Source organism: Bifidobacterium sp. W8112 (assembly GCF_016101425.1).
In the GTDB taxonomy this organism is placed as follows: domain Bacteria; phylum Actinomycetota; class Actinomycetes; order Actinomycetales; family Bifidobacteriaceae; genus Bombiscardovia; species Bombiscardovia apousia.
Genome location: NZ_JACFQN010000003.1, coordinates 36,776 through 53,344, shown reverse-complemented (window position 1 = coordinate 53,344; position 16,569 = coordinate 36,776). Strand labels below are relative to the sequence as shown.

Genomic DNA, 16,569 nt, shown 5'->3' with positions numbered 1-16,569 from the left:
ACATGCCCGACGCTCAGACCCGGATTGGAAATAAGGGAACTCACTGGAAATTATGCAGAGGTGCTTTTGCCTAACAACAGGCAAAAGCACCCTTATTTATACTCCGCCATGTCAGATTTGAATATCCTGGCCGATGACTTCGGCCACCTCGCCCGTCCGGTTGGGCCAAAGATCAGCGTAAGTGTCCAAAGTCTCTGTGGCCGAGGCATGGCCCAGGACGGCCTGCAGGGTTTTCACGTCCGCCCCGGCCTTGATCGCCAGGGAGGCGTAGGTGTGGCGCAGGGAGTGGATGACCAGGCCCTCGATATCCTGCATGCCCGCATCCCGCAGTGCTGGAGCCCATACCCGGTTCCGCCAGTTAGTGGTGGTCTGTCTGCCGCCTCTCGGCCCGCGCAGTAGGTAATCCTCGGGGCCATGGCCGTCGAGCAAATCTTTAATTCTGGGCAGCAGTTGGCTGGGTATGGGCACAAACCTGGTCCTGTTTCCCTTTGGCAATGTCTCAACGATATGCGAATCAACATCGACCGACTGGGTGCGTAGGACATTAATCCGGTTTCTCCCCAGATCCACGTCCCCGCACCTCAGAGACAGTGCCTCGCCGATGCGCAGTCCCGTATACGCAAGCAAGTAAATGACCGTGGCATTGGCCTCGTCCATCTGACCCGCCAGGATCTTGATCTCTTGTGGGGTTAGATATATTCGCCGTTGAACCGCTCTGTTATGTGGCACCTTGGCTTTGGCGACGGGATTGGTATCTATCCAGCGGTTTTCCACAGCCACATCCAGAATCGAGCCCAACACAATCTTGCCTACGGAGCGGATTGAGGACGCGGACAGCGAGGAGGCCGAGCCTCGTTCACCTCCATAAGGCGCCGTCCCATCGGCTAGGCTGACGTACCAGCGCTGGATCCTCGCCGTGGAAATGTCCTTCAAAGCTACGTCACCCCATTGAGGCAGAACCCACACGCGCAGCTCACGCCGGTAGCGTCCCTCTGTCGATCCCTTGATAGTGCCCGCCAGACCCTGCTGCCATAAGTCCGCTGCCTGTCGCAACGGCCTGCAGGAGTCTCGGGGATCCATGTATCGGTTCGACCGTATCCGGTCCTCGATCTCGGCCATGAAAGCCTCCGCTTCACCCCGGTAGCGAAACAACTTCCTTCGTGTGATTCCATCAATCCTCCATCGCACCTCCCAGCGTGACCCTTTGCCGAAGTCCTTGGCCCTGTATCGCTCAGGGACCTTGGCGTTCTCAGGGTCGTCGGTGTGCTTGGATAGGGAGTGCTTCATATATGCGGACGGTTCCTCCTTGGAGGTGTGCCCCTGTGCCGTCGTGACCAGGGCGGCCTTCAACCATCTGTCGTTTATCCATGCTTTTGCCATATCAACCTCTATGCGTCAGATAACAATTTGTTCCATTTAGCGATATCCAGCACCAGCTAACGGCGGTGCGCGCTGACGCATAGGAACAGGTATGAGCCAAATACAGCAAACAATGAACGATAACCCGGCTATGACACCGACCAGGCTGCTGACCCCTGCGGAAGCGGCCGAGATCCTGGTGATACCGGTGAGCACCCTGAACGCCTGGAGGGCGCAGAAAATCGAGCTTCCGTACGTGCATATAGGTCGTCTGGTTAGATACCGGCCCGAGGATGTGGCGGCACTTATCCGTCGCAATACGGTGCGGCCGGAATGAGCCGGAATGTGCCCGAAGGCAAGGGCGATGTGCCCGAAATGTGCCCGATTCGGGGCATACAAAAAATTCCAAGGCCCGGAAGCCTTGGAATCATTGCTATCTCGTCGGGCCGGCGGGATTTGAACCCGCGACCCCTTGACCCCCAGTCAAGTGCGCTACCAAACTGCGCTACGGCCCGACGGTGCATCAGCACCGAGTAGAGATAGTAGCACAGCGTCACCGGGCCGACAATGGCCCGGCGAGTCCCGGCAGACAAGTGCAGACAGACGGGGCCACCTGATCAACTTGCTATCATGATTCTTGACGGTCGGCGCAACCCGCGTCGGCCGCAAGTCGTCCCAGCCCGGAAGGGGTTTCATGAGCACAGACGTTTTCGACCTTTCGGCCGCAAAGATGCGCGACAAGGGCATGAGCGAAGTCTCCATCAACCAGTTCAGGCACCTCTACGAAACCTGGGAACGGGGAGATGCCAAAGCCTGCGTGCGTGAAAAGGACGTTACACCGCTTAAAGACGTGCCCCGCACCAAAGACATCCACGACTCCATGGACATGGACATGGCCCTAGACGCGTTCTCCCGCACCGCCTTCATCAAGCTCAACGGCGGTCTGGGCACCTCCATGGGTCTGGAAAAGGCCAAGTCCCTGCTGCCCATCCGCCGCCACAAGGCCCGTCGGATGCGCTTTCTGGACATCATCATGGGCCAAGTGCTGACGGCCCGCAAACGCCTAGGGGTACCCCTGCCGCTGATCTTCATGAACTCCTTCCGCACCTCCCGCGACACCATGCGCGTGGTCAAGCAGGACCGCCGCTTCGTTCAAAATGATGTGCCCATGGAGATCATTCAGCACATCGAACCCAAGATCGATGCCGACACCGGCCGTCCGGTCGACTTCCCAGCCAAGCCCGATCTGGAATGGTGCCCTCCCGGCCACGGCGACATCTTTTCGACCATCTGGGAGACAGGCTTGCTGGACACGCTCAAGGAGCAGGGGATCGACTACCTGTTCATCTCCAACTCCGACAACCTGGGCGCCAGGCCTTCAAGGACCCTGGCCGGTTATTTTGCACAGTCCGGAGCGCCTTTCATGATCGAGGTGGCCGAGCGGACCGAGGCTGACCGCAAAGGTGGCCATATCGTTATCGACAAGGCCAGCGGACGCCTCATTCTACGGGAGATGTCCCAGGTGGATCCGCACGACCGCAGCTCGGCCATGTCCATCCGCAAGCATCCCTACTTCAATACCAACAGCATCTGGGTCAGAGTCGATGCCCTGCGCGACAAGCTGGCCGAGTACGACGGGGTGCTGCCCCTGCCCATCATTGAAAACCGCAAGACCGTGGACCCCACTGATCCTTCCACCCGCCCCGTGGTGCAGCTGGAGACAGCCATGGGTTCTGCCGCCACGCTCTTCGAGGGGGCCATCTGCGTGCAGGTGGACCGCATGCGCTTCCTGCCGGTCAAGACCACCGACGACCTGTTCATCATGCGCTCCGACCGTTTCCACCTGACCGACTCCTACGAGATGGAGGATGGCAACTACGATTTCCCCAACGTCCAACTGGACGAACGCTACTACAAGTACATCGCCGACTTCGATGAGCGCTTCCCCTACGGGGTTCCCAGCCTGGCGGCTGCCAACTCGGTCACCATCGAAGGGGACTGGACCTTCGGCAGGGATGTGACCTTGTATGCGGATGCCCATCTGAGCGACCTGGGGCGTTCCTCATATGTGCCCAATGGCCAGTATGTGGGACCCCAGGGTATCGAACCGGACGAGTGGGTCTAAAGCCAGGCGCAAGAAGGTTCAGCCTGTCAAGAAAAGGGACCGTATTTGAGCGTTTGGCTCCCACGTTCCTAAAAATGAATCTATGATAGACAGATGTGCGTTAGGCGCACTAACAGTCAAAATTTTAACGATACGCGAGGACTGATGGCAGAAGGTACGAACGGAAGACGGCGTTTCTCAGATAAGTGGGGCAAACACGAACTCGATGTCCTGGCCGTCTTATCGTCCGCTTTCCCTCAATGGTTGACTTCTCGGCAGATAGCGCAACGGGTCAAGGCCTATGCCGACTCTTACGGTGAGCTGGCCGATCAGGCTGCCAAGGCCGCCTTCGCCAAGCAGTTCCAGCGTGACCGGGCCAAGCTGGCAGCCATGGGAATCGCCATCGAATCCCGCCAGCCCGAGTACTCCTCCAAGTCCGAGGGGCAGGATTTCGCCTCCTACCGCCTGCAACTGGGGGACGAACCCCGCATCCGTATGCACTTCAACCAAGAGGACATGCCGGTGCTGGCCGCAGCCAACTATCTGGCCCGTTCCATCGCCATGTCCCAGGAGGCATGCGAAGAGCCGGTCCGCCCGGCCTCGCGCACCACTCCTCGGGTGCCACAGGTGCCCATCCCTGGTCTGGGCCTGGATTCCATAGCTCCTGGACTGGGTACCCAGCGCATTCCCGACAATCTGGTCAAGGTCATCGACTCCCGCCGCTTCGCCGCCACCGTGGACGTGGACGGGGAGAACCTGAACGTGGCCTATGCCGACTCGGACGATCTGGCCATGTTCGTCCTGGAGCACCCCGATGCCTCCATCGTCAGCCCGCAGGAGGCCGCAGACGCCTTCCGACGGCGCCTGGATGCTGCCGCCCGCTTCAAGCTGGCCGACGAGTCGATAAGCCCCGGCGCGGCAACGGTCATTTCCCCGGAGATCGCCCGCACCAGCGTCGAGCACTTCGCCACCGACCTCAGTGACGACGATACCGACCTCAGGCATGCCCGCCGAGCCAGCGCATCCTCCTTCCAGACCGGATCCGAGGTGGACCGCCGCCTGCGGCTCATGCTCTTCCTGTCCGCGCACCTGGGCGAGGAATTCTCCCTGGCCGAGCTGGCCGAGCGCTTCATCGGCCATCCCAACAGCAAGGAAGAGCTGCGCAAGTACGTCAACACCATCCACAAGGACATCAACACCCTGACCACGGTCTCGGACGACGGGGAGATGGCCGGCAGCCAGTTCTTCGACATCGACTGGTCCCTGCTGGACGACAGCGGCATTGTCTCGGCCACTAATTCGCTGGGGCTGGAACGACTGGCCGGCATTTCCCCCCAGTACCTGAGCATGCTGACCGCTTCGCTCAACTACCTGGCCCATTCGCCCCTGCTGCCCGAGCAGTCCCGCACCCAGGCCGAGTCGCTCTACCAGCGCCTGCGCACGCATGTGGGGCCGGGCGTGACCCCCTGGCTCTCCCTTACCGGGTACGAGACCGAGCCCAAGAGCTTCTCGGTGGTCCGCCGGGCCATCAAGACCGAATCCTTGCTGGACATGGAGTACACGGATGCTGCCGGCCGAACCCGCCGCAAAGTGGTGGCACCTGCCAAGATCTTCGTGGACGAGGGCGTCTATTATGTCGCCGCCTGGACCGATATCGGCGACGCAGCAGAAGGCACTGAGGCTGCGGACGCTCCCTCGGATTCCAGCCGCCACCTCAAGCAGGGCACCGGACGCAACAGGCAGTGGCAGGTTCTGCGAATCGCCAGAATCGAGCATGCGACCATCGTCAAGCCCAGCCATAAGGTGGAGTTCCCGGATGTGCCGGTCAGCGAGCTGCGCAAATGGTCCTTCGACAACGGCACGGCTGCCGTCTTCATCACCGACCGTCCTGACCTGCCCTACATCAAGTCCCTGCCGGGCGCCTCGGTGGAGCCCTGCGGATCAGGACAGAAGGTCCATCTGACCGTCTCCTCGGACTCCTGGTTCGTGGCCTTCTGCATCGCCCACGCCAAGCACATCACCGCAGTGGCGCCCAAGACCCTACGCACTATGATTCTGGCCCGCGCCCAGCGCGAGATCACCATCAGCGACGCTCACGACAAGGAGCAGGACCGGCACTAGTCCCGGTCGGAGAGGAGTTCCATGCCTGGATGGATCTGGATCCTTCTGGTGATCTTCATGTTGGCCATGCTGATCGGCGGAGCCGTCTACGCCATCCGTCACGCCATGGCAGCCAGCCGCTCCATAGGACGGGTCTCAGAAGATCTGAACCGGCACATGCCCCAGCCACCGGCGCCGGGGCAGTCCCAGGCAACGGATAGAACGAAGGGTCCGGCCTTCGCCCTGCCCCTGTCGCAGTCAACCGAGCGATACAGCCAGGCCCATGCCCTGGTGCTGGAGCGCAAGGAGCAACGCAGGAGGAACCACGGTCGCATCTGGCGGCGGTGGAAGCAGTTCAATCAGTAATTCTTGGAGGAACATGTCAGGTCATCGTCACCACGGACAGGATTCATCAACATCCGAACCGGGGCCGGCGGAACGCTACGCCCGTTTCAGTCGTCACCGCAAACGCATGACCGGAGCTCCAGCACGCTTTCAGTCCAAGCTGCCCTTCCCCTTGGACGACTTCCAGCTGGAGGCCATCACCGCCCTGGAGGATGGCGACAACGTCCTGGTGGCTGCCCCTACCGGCGCCGGGAAGACCATCGTGGCTGATTTCGCAGTATTCCTGGCCCAGGAGCAGAATGTCAAGACCTTCTACACCACCCCCATCAAGGCGCTGAGCAACCAGAAATACCACGACCTGGTCGACCGCTATGGCGAGGACCGGGTGGGGCTGCTGACCGGCGACACCTCCATCAACTCGGAGGCGGACATCGTGGTCATGACCACCGAGGTCCTGCGCAACATGCTCTATGAGCAGTCCTCCACCCTGACGGCACTGAAGTACGTGATCCTGGACGAGGTTCACTATCTGGCCGACCGCTTCCGGGGGCCCGTCTGGGAGGAGGTCATCATCCATCTGCCGGCCTCCACCCGCATTGTGGGGCTGTCGGCCACCGTGTCCAACGTGGAGGAATTCTCCGACTGGATCTCCTCAGTGCGCGGACGCACCCATCTGGTGGTCTCCGAGCGCAGGCCGGTACCACTGGAGCAGCATGTCCTGGTCCAGGCCGACAGGCACACCGAGCCAGAGATCCTGGACCTGTATCGGCACGACGGCTCAGGACGGCAGACCCCAAAGATCAACCCGCGTCTGGTCTCCCGGCTGGCCCAGCTGGACAAGGCCGGACAGGAGCGCATCCAGGCCCGCGACAAGGGGCATCACCATCGCCATGGCCGTGGCGGCAGGCCGGAGCGACGGATGGGGGAGCGGTATCGTCCAAGCCGGGCCGGCGTGGTCGATGAGCTTGACTTCATGGACATGCTGCCCGGCATCTACTTCATCTTCTCCCGCACCGGCTGCGATCAGGCCGTCCAGCAGTGCATCCGGGCGGGGCTGCAGCTGACCACCGATGAGGAGGCCCGCCGCATACGGCACATCGTGGACTCCATGGCAGCCGGCCAGCTCAGCAAGGAGGATCTCAAGGCGCTGGGGTTCGCCCAGTTCCGCTTCGCTCTGGAGCAGGGATTCGCCGCCCATCACGCAGGCGTGGTCACCCTCTTCCGGCAGATAGTCGAACATCTGTTTGAATTAGGCCTGCTCAAGGTGGTCTTCGCCACCGAAACCCTGGCTCTAGGCATCAACATGCCCGCCCGCTGCGTGGTGGTCGAGAAGCTGGAGAAGTTCGACGGCACCGGCCATGTAGCCCTGACACCTGGCGAGTTCACCCAGCTGACCGGTCGGGCCGGTCGGCGTGGCATCGACGACATCGGCCATGTGGTGGTCGTCGATCACCGGGATTTCAGCCCCAAGACCATGGCTGCTTTGTCCAGCAGGAGGGTCTACCCGCTGCACTCCAGCTTCCGGCCCACCTTCAACATGGCCGTCAACCTGCTCAACTCCTCCAGCTATAGCCGGGCCCGGGACACCCTGGACCACTCCTTCGCCCAGTGGGAGGCCAACCGATCAGCTTCACAGCTGGAGGAACGCATCGAGACCCTGACCAGCGGTCTGGAGGACTACCGGAAGGCAGCCCAATGCAGCCGTGGCGATCTGATCGAGTTCATGCGCATCCGTACGGCTCTCTCTTCGGCCCAGAAGAACGACCGCCGCCGTCTGAAGCGTCAACGTTTCACCAGCGAGAAGGCCCGCGACCGGGCATTCCGAGACCTTGACCGGCACATCGACCAGCTGCGCGAGCAGGAGCGCAACCATCCCTGCCGCCAATGCCCGGATCTGCCCAAGCACCTGCGCTGGGGGAATCGATGGATCCGCATGGACAAGGAGCTGCAGCGCACCCGGGAACAGTACGAGTCCAAAACAGGCTCAGTCTCACGCCAGTTCGACAGGATCTGCCGGATTCTGGCCGAACTGCACTACACCCGGCCCGTGGATGCTGACGACTGCCGACTGACCCGGAAGGGGCAGCTGCTCCGGCGAGTTTACAGCGAACAGGATCTGAGCCTTGCCGAGATCCTGGATCGGGGCATCCTCAACGATCTGGAGCCCGCTGAACTTGCAGCGGCCGTCTCCGGGCTGGTCTACGAATCCCGTCGTGGGGTAGGGGAGCAGCCGGGGGAGAGGGCCGGGTATCGAGCTCCCAGGCTGGTTGAGGCCATGGAGGATATGAAGCGTCAGTGGTCCCAGGTGCAGGAACGCTGCGATCAGGCTGGATTGGAGCTGCCGCCAGAACTCGACTTTGGCTTGGGGCCGACCATCTACGACTGGGCCTGCGGCGACTCGCTGACCACCATCCTGCGGGACAGCGATCTGACGGCAGGGGACTTCGTGCGCAACGCCAAGCGTCTGTCCGATGTGCTCACCCAGATCGTCCAAGTGGAGCCCTACCTGGGCAGGGGAGGGCATCACCTGGCCAGGACTGCCAGCATCGCCGCAGACCAGGTCAATCGCGGCATTGTGGCTTATACAGGCGTGGAGTGAACACGGGCCCAATCAGGGAATAAGTATCAGGTCAACACTGTTCTGTAGCTTGGAGGCAGTGACGGACACGAGTATGGAGGAATCATGGCAGAGCGCAGTCTTCGCGGCATGAGCATTGGGGCGAAGTCCCTGGAATCCGATCAGAATGTGGATTTTGCTGCACGCAGCGAGGTCGCCTATGTCTGCCCCAAGGGCCATCGGACCATCCTGCCCTTGGCTGAAGGCGCTGACGTACCGCAGGAATGGGAGTGCCGCTGCGGGCAGATCGCTCACCTTGAGGGACATGACGAGCAGGAGTCCGGCAAGACCGGCAAACCGACCAGGACCCACTGGGACATGCTGCTGGAGCGTCGGTCGGAGGACGAGCTCAAGGCCGTGCTTGACAAGCGCCTGAAAATGCACCGCGAAGGATGGTTCCCTGACTATGAGTAAATCACCGCGCCGCCTGGTTCTGCTGGACCTGGACGGCACCCTGACAGCCTCGCATCCAGGCATTATCGCCTCCGTGGTGCAAACCTTCAAAGAGCTTGGTCATCCCGTGCCCGATGAAAGCGAGCTTCGCCGATTCATAGGCCCTGCCGTTGAAGTATCCCTGCGCCGCAACGGCATCAGAGAAGAAGACATCGATAAGGGCGTCCAGATTTACCGGCGCTATTACAGCGAGATAGCGGCATTTGATGATCCTGACCATCCTGGACAACACATCCCTGGACGTCTGCTCGCTACGGTCTTTGACAGCATCCCCGAACAGCTGAATCGTATGCACAGGCATGGTCTGACCTTGGCCGTGGCCACCTGCAAACCCGAGTACCAGGCGCAACCGGTATGTGACCACTTCGGACTGACGCCACTGGTAGATGGTGTCTATGGTGCCAGCAAGGATTCCACACGAATCACCAAGGCCCAGGTCATCACCCATGCTCTGCAACAGCTTGGCTTTGACACCAAACTCGGTGACCGTGCCCTTATGGTCGGCGACCGCTGGACTGATGCCGATGGCGCACTGGAAACCGGCCTGGACTGTCTGGGATGCGGCTGGGGCTATGCTGAGCCCGGAGAACTTGAATCTCACGGCTGTTATCGAGTCATCAACCAAGTCGACCAATTGTGCCAGGCTGCCGAGGATTACTTCGACAACGATCCAACTCAGCACTGAGTCGGCCAGAACTGTATCGTCTCTTTTAGGGTCACCCGAGGTCACCTAGGTGACCCTTGCAACCTCACCAAATTGGCCACAACGAGTAACCATGAAATCACCGGAAAACGCAAAATCGAATCGTGACCTAGTAAGCCGATAATGTACGTTATGTCAGATTATCTATCCTTTTTCTCCCCTGTTCAGCTTCCACAAGCCGCTGGTGCGATTTCACCATCGCGGGGTTCAGGCAGCCCGTTGACGCTGCTCGTGCTGCTGCTCCAGGCGCTGACGCAGACGCATAGCCGTCAGCTCGTCAATAGGTCGCTCAGGAAGACCCGGGGTCAGCTGTCCAGTGGTCAAATCCACATGGTCACAGGTCTGCAGCTCCAGATCCATGCGATGCCAGATAGCACCCACAGAGATAGCAAAAACGGCACGCCCGGACTGCATCAGTGCAAAGACCTGATCCGGGCCTGAACATTCTGTGACCTGATCACCATCGCAGACCACAGTCACATGCTCAAGTTGACCGACAGTCCGACGCTCAAGATAGTTCACCGTGTTCGTAGCATTGACCAAATTGACACCGGCATCCAAGAGGCGCTTGAGGACGGCCAGGATGACCACATCCTTGAAGGAGTAAAGCCTGCGGGAGCCTGATCCGTGTGAGGCTTTGATCGACGGCTCGACGATTCGCTTACGGGCCCAATAATCCAGTTGCCGATAGGTAATGCCAGCCACCTTGGCCGCGACTGTGCCCCGATAGCCCCGGGTTGTGCCCTCAGCCTGCTCAGGTGAAAAAAGTTCCCCCTGCACCAGCGTTGGCATCTCACCGGCCATGTCATGCCCCCTGTCAGTTCTTGGCGATGACTGCCCGATTATCGAAGTAGACCAGCCTGAACTTGCCGATCATGATCTCGTCGCCGTTGTGCAGGTCGGCCTGGTCCACGCGTTCACGGTTGACGTAAGTGCCGTTGAGGCTGCCAGTATCCTCGACCCGAAAACCATGGTCGGTCCGTACGAATATGGCGTGCGCCCTGGAGACCGTCGAATCGTCCAACAGAATATCCGCCTTCGGATCGCGACCCACGCTGACCTGATCCTCGTCCAACAGATAACGCGATCCTGACACCGCTCCCCTGGTAGAGATCAGCAGCGCTGTGCCCTCAGGCAATCGTGCCATGGTCTCCAGATCGTCCTTGGTCAGTGGACGGTCACCGTTGGAGGTGACTGGAATGTTCAGGGCCGGCATGCCGATGATGGTCGTCTCGCCCGCAGTGGGAATAGGATCTGTCATAATTGCCTATTCTACAGGCTTTGCATACTGGTAGTCCTGCACGCGTCGAACCTGGTCGATTCTGACACTATTGGACTGCTCCACGGATACGGTCGCATGGAACTGCACCTTGATCCGCGAGCCCACTCCCCCGGCGATCTGAACGGCATTCTGCAGGCTGTCCGGATCCCCAATGGCCTTGACAATGTAGGGGCTGCGCAGCTTGGCGTGGTCGCATTGCAGACCGGTGCGGGTGTCCAGCAGATAGGTGCTGGTAACCACTCGGACATCGTTGAAGGATATGACCTCGGCGCCAGCGTTGCGCAGTTCTTCGATCAGATTGAACATGGTAGAGGCGTCCACCCGGTCACTGTCTTCGGTGACCGTTACCACCACTCCCCTGCCCTGGGCAGGCAGCCGTCCGGCTAGGATGCCGCTGCTCTGCTCATTCTGCTGGGCTATGCGGGCGGCCTCCTTCTGCTTGTCGGCGGCTGACTTGATGGAGGTCAGCTGCTGGTTGAGCTGGCTCTTGCGCTCCTCCAGCTTGTCGACCTGGTTGCTGGTCTCGTCCAGCACCCGTACCAGCTCCTCCTCGGACAGACTCTGGTAGGAGGACTGGTTGTTATGCACCTGGACCGCATACCCGAAACCCAACAGGGCGCACATAAGGGCCACCAGGACGCTGGTAACCAGCCTGACCCGAGTGGCGTTGGAATTGAGGGTGCGCAGAGGCCGACGACGGACCACCGGAAAAGCACCGGTCTGCGTATCGTCGGCCGGGGCCCTGACCCGTCCGGGCCTCCTGGGCGGAATGCTCTTGGGCATTCCCTCGTCGCGCTTCTTCCTCAAGGTGTGTCTCATATGCTCACCCCTTGAAAATGAATCGTCGAATAGCGGAAACGTTGGAGAAGATGCGGATGCCCAGGACCACAATGACGGCCGTGGACAGCTGAGAACCCACGCCCAGCTGGTTGCCCAGGAAGACCAGCAGAGTGGCCGTGATCACATTGGAGATGAAGGAAACCACGAAGACCCGGTCCGAGAAGCTGCGTTCGAAGTAGGAGCGGACTGCGCCCATCAGGGCATCCAGGGCGGCCACCACCATGATGGGCAAATAAGGCTGCAGGACAATGGGAATGTCGGGCTTGAGGAAGATGCCCGCCACCACGCCTAGGATCAGGCCGAGAATTGCCGACATGTCAATGACTCCTTCCGGCATAGGACAGATTGGGCAAACTCACTGCATTCAGATTCAGGCGCCGCTGCTTGGCCACATTGACAGTGATGTTCGCCCTTTTGAGGTCACGCAGGCGGCCCTGCAGATCACTGCGAACCATCAGATCGGACAAGGCGCCTTGGTCGCCGATGGCTTCGATCTTGTAGGGTGACTCGATCGAGGTGGTCCCCACCAAAATGGTCTGACCGGCTGTACGCACTGATGTCTGTGTTCCTATTCTATTGCCGTTGATGGCGATGGCTTCGGCCCCCGCAGACCAAAGCTTGGTCAGGAACCACTGCAGGTCCTGGTCGGTGAGCAGTTTGATCTGATCGGCATTGTCCCGGGAATCCTTGGAGGCAATAGGGTTGGCCAGGGTGATGACGACGCCCTGCCCCTGCACCTTGCTGGTGCCGTTGGTCAGATCGTCAGCGGTCTGCGTGCTGTTCGGCCCCTGGCCGCCCTCCTGAGCCGAGAGCGTATCGATATTGCCGTTAAGGTCCGATATCTGACTGTTGAGGTCATTGGCACGCTTGCTGACCCCCTCCACCTGGGAGATGAGCTTCTCGCGTACCTTCTGACGGGGGTCCCGGTGCAACACCTGCACTATACCCGTGCCCGCCAGGCCGACCAGCACGCAAATGACGAAGACCAGTATCCGATTGACCCAGACGCTCAGCGGCGATCTACGCTCGGCGGGCAGCAGACGGGCATCCTCGAACATGGGGTCCATGGGACGGTTGGTCAGGTCGTCAATCAGCCTCAGAGACTCATCAGCCATGCGCCGACGCATGGATTCCTGGGCGGGCTCCGAGCTTTCCTGGTCCACGTAGTGACGTTCCAGACCTGCGCTGGAATGCGAAAAAGCCGCCCGGCGGTGAATCAAGGCACGGTCAGGCGGCACAGGGAAGGATTCCGGGGTCATCTGCGGTTCAGTCATGATGGCCGTCCTGACGAAGCAGTCCGATGCCCTGACGTGCGTAGATCAGCCCTGCCAGCCAGTAAAGGCCAACCCCCCAGATGACGGCTGCAAGAGCCACCAGGTGGAAGAAACGGAAGAAGGTTGAAGTGCCCACATCCGCAAAAATCAGAGCCGGTATGGCCAGCATGAGCACGGCCGTTCCAGTCTTGCCGGCGAAATGCACCGGCAATGGGCCATAATCATGCTGGGCCAGCGCCAAAACCAACAGACCCATGAGCACATCCCGGGCACCGACCAGGGCCAGAAGCCACCATGGGAGTATGGAGGCGATGCTCAGGGCAAGAACGGAACAGAGAATCAGCAGCCGATCGGCGACCGGGTCCAGGATCTGTCCCAGCTTGCTGACCTGGTTGAACCTGCGGGCAATGATCCCGTCCACACCGTCTGAAAGGGCCGAAATCAGCATGACCACCAAGGAAATGATCAGATGCCGGTTGGCCACCAGATAGGCAATAAGAGGTATGGATAGGATACGAAGCAGACTGATGACATTGGGTACGGTGAGAATCACCGACCGTGGCTCAGGGCTGTACCTGCTGCGTGAAATTCGATCAATCAGTGCCATCCGACTACATTCTAGAAGCTTGAAGGGCAGTTACAAGGATGGCACGCGCACCGATCTCATAGAGACGGTCCATGAGGTTGTTCACCTGGTCCCTGGGGACCATGGCCCTGACTGCCGCCCACTGTTTGTCGTGCAGGGAGGAGACTGTCGGCGACTCATAGCCGGGGGTGATGCCCACCGCCATGGCTACGCGCTCCACCGGGATGTCATAATCCATCAGCACATAGCGGCGGGCTGTCAGCACACCCTCCAGCCTGCGGGACATGACCGCCAACCGCTCATCATCTGGATCCAGACGGGGTGATCTGATGAGAATCCCCTCCGATTTCAGAATGGGATCGCCGAAGACCCGAAGCCCGGCGTTGCGCAAGGTGGTGCCGGTGGAGACCACATCGGCGATCAGGTCGGCTACTCCAAGCTGAACCGACGACTCCACCGCCCCGTCCAAGTGGATCAGTTCGGCCTTGAGCCCCTTGCCGGTCAGGTAGTCCTCAAGAAGCCTGTCGAAGGTGGTGCCGATCCGCTTGCCGTCCACGTCCTGCAAAGTTTTGATAGCACTGGCCTCCGGAGCTGCGAACCTGAAGGTGGACGCGCCGAATCCCAGCTCAATGACCTCGACGGCCCTGGTTCCGGAGTTGAGCAGCAGGTCACGCCCGGTGATGCCCAGATCGATGGTTCCCAGGCCGACATAGACCGCTATGTCGTTGGGCCTTAAGTAAAAGAGCTGGATGTCGTTGTCGACGTCATCGACCACCAGTTGCCGGTCATTGGAACGCAGACGATAGCCGGACTCTGACAGCAGCCTCCATGCGGGCTGGGACAACATGCCCTTGTTGGGCACCGCGACCTTCAACACGGCAACCTCCTAATTGCGGAAGCGAATCTACAGCGGGATGGGATGGGGGTCACAGATACCTGTAGACATCCTCCAGGGTGATGCCCCGATCGATCATCATGACCTGGATGTGGTACAGCAGCTGGCTCATCTCCTCGGCCGTCCGTTCCTTGCCCTCGTACTCAGCGGCGATCCAGGTCTCTCCGGCCTCTTCATTGATCTTCTTGCCGATGAAATGCGTGCCCTTATCCAGCTCGCCCACGGTCAAGGACCCTTCTGGGCGCTCCTTGGCCTTGGCCGTGAGCTCCTCAAACAACCCATCGAAGGTCTTCATCTGGCTATCTCCATTCTTCCTGCAAAACCTGTCAGTCCTTGTAGCTTACCTGCGCGGCTTGCCTGATCTGGTCAATGGCCTTGGCCGGGTCGTCAGCGTCGTAGACCGCGGAGCCTGCGACCAAAACGTCGGCTCCAGCTTCTGCCACGATGGGAGCCGTGGTGGGGCTTACCCCGCCATCCACCTGGATGTGGGTCTTCAGGCCACGTGCGGTGATCTGGTCACGAAGGCGGCGGGTCTTTGGCATCTGATTGTCCAGGAACTTCTGCCCGCCGAATCCTGGCTCCACAGTCATGACCAGAATCATGTCAAACTCATCGAGAATGTCGAAGATCGGCTCCACGGGTTCGGCAGGGCGCACGGCCAGGCAGGCCTTGACCCCCATGTCGTGCAGCTGGCGGGCCAGACGGACCGGGGCATGGACGGCTCCGGTGTGGAAGGTGACGGAGGCGACACCCAGCTTGGCGAATTCCGGGGCCCAGCGGTCGGGGTCCTCGATCATCAGATGCACATCCACCGGCAGGTCGGTCACCTGGCAGATGCGCTCCACCACGGGCTCGCCAAGGGTCAGGTTAGGAACGAAATGGTGGTCCATCACATCCACGTGGACCATATCGGCATCGGCAATAGCCTTAAGATCCCGCTCCAAGTTGGCGAAATCGGCGGAAAGAATGCTGGGTGCTATCTGAATGCTCATGCAGATTATTCTATGTTGTACGGAAGACCGGCGGCACCGGTTTGTGGCCCAATTGCACACCTGCCGGCCCTTGGATAGATGACCCCTGCCCTACTTGCTCCGGGCCTCGGATTCCTGACGTACCTCAAGCTCGGTGATGGTCCGCAGCTTTTCGGACAGCAGGGAGGTCGGCTTGCCCTTGCGCGCTATGAGGACGAAGGCTGCGGCCGCCAGGAAGAAGACCGTCATGGACACCCAGACGTTGACCCTGACTCCCAGGAATTCGTGGGCGAAGTCGATGCGCAGGGCCTCGATCCAGGTGCGCCCCAGGGTGTACCACATGACATAGAGGGCGAAGAGGGAGCCGGCCTTGAGCACGTTCACGGCCTTGTGGCCGATCCAGACCAGGAGGGCCGCGCCGATCAGGTTCCAGATCATCTCATAGAGGAATGTGGGTTGGAAGAGGGTGCCGGTCGGGCAGGTGGCCCCGTCATAGCACTGTTCGCTGCTGCCGATGGCGGAACCTGCCGCATCGATCTTCAGTCCCCAGGGCAGCGTGGTGGGGGCCCCGTAGAGCTCCTGGTTGAACCAGTTGCCCAGTCGCCCGATGGCCTGGGCCACCAGAAGGGCAGGAGCCACGCTGTCGGCCAGCAGGGCGGTCGGGTAGCTCTTGTGACGGCACCAGGCCCAGGCTGCCAGTGCTCCCAGGAGGACTGCACCCCAGATGCCCAGACCGCCACGCCAGATGCGCAGAATGTCTGCTGGGTTGCCATCAGCTCCGAAATACCGCTCAGGGGTGGTGATGACGTGGTAGAGCCTTGCGCCGACGATGCCGGCCGGTACCGCGCAGATAGCGATGTCCAGAATCTGGTCGGTCCGGCCACCCTCCTTCTTCCAGCGCCTGGCGGTGATCCAGGCAGCCACGATGATGGCCAGAAGCATGGTCAGCGCATAGAACCGGATGGTGACCGGCCCCAGATGGAAGCTGGAGATTCCCGGCGATGGAATGTAGGCAAGCGTCATAAAGCCCCAATCTAGCC

The 16,569-nt window shown here is 60.6% G+C and carries 18 protein-coding genes and 1 tRNA gene; 7 read left to right on the top strand and 12 right to left on the bottom strand.

All coding sequences use genetic code 11. The features are described from left to right. Positions 1–111 precede the first annotated feature (111 nt). Positions 112–1,380: a tyrosine-type recombinase/integrase gene (locus H3T92_RS07345; RefSeq protein ID WP_052692763.1), complete on the bottom strand. Its 1,269-nt coding sequence runs from the start codon at positions 1,378–1,380 to the stop codon at positions 112–114. 91 nt (positions 1,381–1,471) lie between these two features. Between H3T92_RS07345 and H3T92_RS07340 the strand changes: the two genes are divergently transcribed. Beyond that, entirely contained in the window at positions 1,472–1,696 is a 225-nt protein-coding gene (locus tag H3T92_RS07340; RefSeq protein ID WP_045924380.1) for a helix-turn-helix domain-containing protein, read from the top strand. Positions 1,697–1,800: 104 nt separating this feature from the next. On the opposite strand, the gene H3T92_RS07335 is transcribed toward H3T92_RS07340, so the two are convergent. Continuing rightward, a tRNA-Pro gene (locus tag H3T92_RS07335) sits at positions 1,801–1,874 on the bottom strand. 179 nt (positions 1,875–2,053) lie between these two features. On the opposite strand from H3T92_RS07335, the gene H3T92_RS07330 reads away from it, so the two are divergent. The 6 genes from H3T92_RS07330 (at position 2,054) to H3T92_RS07305 (ending at position 9,663) form a co-directional block, all read left to right on the top strand. After that, entirely contained in the window at positions 2,054–3,484 is a 1,431-nt protein-coding gene (locus H3T92_RS07330) for a UTP--glucose-1-phosphate uridylyltransferase (RefSeq protein ID WP_198189709.1), read from the top strand. A gap of 144 nt (positions 3,485–3,628) precedes the next feature. Beyond that, positions 3,629–5,584 carry a helix-turn-helix transcriptional regulator gene (locus H3T92_RS07325; RefSeq protein WP_144085932.1) on the top strand — a complete coding sequence of 652 codons (1,956 nt, stop codon included), beginning with the start codon at positions 3,629–3,631 and terminating at the stop codon, positions 5,582–5,584. A gap of 21 nt (positions 5,585–5,605) precedes the next feature. Next, positions 5,606–5,929, top strand: a complete 324-nt coding sequence (locus tag H3T92_RS07320; RefSeq protein WP_144085931.1) for a hypothetical protein — start codon at positions 5,606–5,608, stop codon at positions 5,927–5,929. Positions 5,930–5,942: 13 nt separating this feature from the next. After that, positions 5,943–8,507 (top strand): DEAD/DEAH box helicase, encoded by a 2,565-nt coding sequence (locus H3T92_RS07315; RefSeq protein WP_144085930.1) that lies wholly within the window; start codon positions 5,943–5,945, stop codon positions 8,505–8,507. A gap of 84 nt (positions 8,508–8,591) precedes the next feature. Further along, complete coding sequence (locus H3T92_RS07310; RefSeq protein WP_198189708.1) at positions 8,592–8,939, top strand: RNA polymerase-binding protein RbpA; 348 nt, start codon at positions 8,592–8,594, stop codon at positions 8,937–8,939. After that, positions 8,932–9,663 (top strand): HAD hydrolase-like protein, encoded by a 732-nt coding sequence (locus H3T92_RS07305; protein ID WP_198189707.1) that lies wholly within the window; start codon positions 8,932–8,934, stop codon positions 9,661–9,663. The genes H3T92_RS07310 and H3T92_RS07305 overlap by 8 nt, the downstream gene beginning before the upstream one ends. Positions 9,664–9,888: 225 nt before the next feature. On the opposite strand, the gene H3T92_RS07300 is transcribed toward H3T92_RS07305, so the two are convergent. The 10 genes from H3T92_RS07300 to lgt all read right to left on the bottom strand — a co-directional run bounded on the left by H3T92_RS07300 (position 9,889) and on the right by lgt (position 16,552). Then, positions 9,889–10,485 carry a MerR family transcriptional regulator gene (locus tag H3T92_RS07300; protein WP_024627698.1) on the bottom strand — a complete coding sequence of 199 codons (597 nt, stop codon included), beginning with the start codon at positions 10,483–10,485 and terminating at the stop codon, positions 9,889–9,891. A gap of 13 nt (positions 10,486–10,498) precedes the next feature. Further along, positions 10,499–10,942, bottom strand: coding sequence for an FHA domain-containing protein (locus H3T92_RS07295; protein ID WP_024627697.1), 444 nt, complete (start codon positions 10,940–10,942; stop codon positions 10,499–10,501). 6 nt (positions 10,943–10,948) lie between these two features. After that, positions 10,949–11,782 (bottom strand): DUF881 domain-containing protein, encoded by an 834-nt coding sequence (locus H3T92_RS07290; protein WP_101432310.1) that lies wholly within the window; start codon positions 11,780–11,782, stop codon positions 10,949–10,951. Between the two features lie 4 nt (positions 11,783–11,786). Further along, complete coding sequence (locus tag H3T92_RS07285) at positions 11,787–12,119, bottom strand: small basic family protein (RefSeq protein WP_015021764.1); 333 nt, start codon at positions 12,117–12,119, stop codon at positions 11,787–11,789. Position 12,120: 1 nt separating this feature from the next. After that, positions 12,121–13,077, bottom strand: a complete 957-nt coding sequence (locus tag H3T92_RS07280; RefSeq protein WP_144085928.1) for a DUF881 domain-containing protein — start codon at positions 13,075–13,077, stop codon at positions 12,121–12,123. After that, positions 13,070–13,684, bottom strand: a complete 615-nt coding sequence (locus H3T92_RS07275) for a CDP-alcohol phosphatidyltransferase family protein (RefSeq protein WP_186279442.1) — start codon at positions 13,682–13,684, stop codon at positions 13,070–13,072. The genes H3T92_RS07280 and H3T92_RS07275 overlap by 8 nt, the downstream gene beginning before the upstream one ends. Positions 13,685–13,688: 4 nt before the next feature. Continuing rightward, entirely contained in the window at positions 13,689–14,540 is an 852-nt protein-coding gene (gene hisG / locus H3T92_RS07270; RefSeq protein ID WP_144085927.1) for an ATP phosphoribosyltransferase, read from the bottom strand. 49 nt (positions 14,541–14,589) lie between these two features. Continuing rightward, on the bottom strand, positions 14,590–14,853 hold the full coding sequence (locus H3T92_RS07265; protein ID WP_144085926.1) for a phosphoribosyl-ATP diphosphatase: 264 nt from the start codon (positions 14,851–14,853) through the stop codon (positions 14,590–14,592). 31 nt (positions 14,854–14,884) lie between these two features. Further along, on the bottom strand, positions 14,885–15,550 hold the full coding sequence (gene rpe / locus H3T92_RS07260) for a ribulose-phosphate 3-epimerase (protein ID WP_198189706.1): 666 nt from the start codon (positions 15,548–15,550) through the stop codon (positions 14,885–14,887). Positions 15,551–15,640: 90 nt separating this feature from the next. Further along, positions 15,641–16,552, bottom strand: a complete 912-nt coding sequence (gene lgt, locus H3T92_RS07255; protein WP_198189705.1) for a prolipoprotein diacylglyceryl transferase — start codon at positions 16,550–16,552, stop codon at positions 15,641–15,643. Between the last annotated feature and the right edge of the window lie 17 nt (positions 16,553–16,569).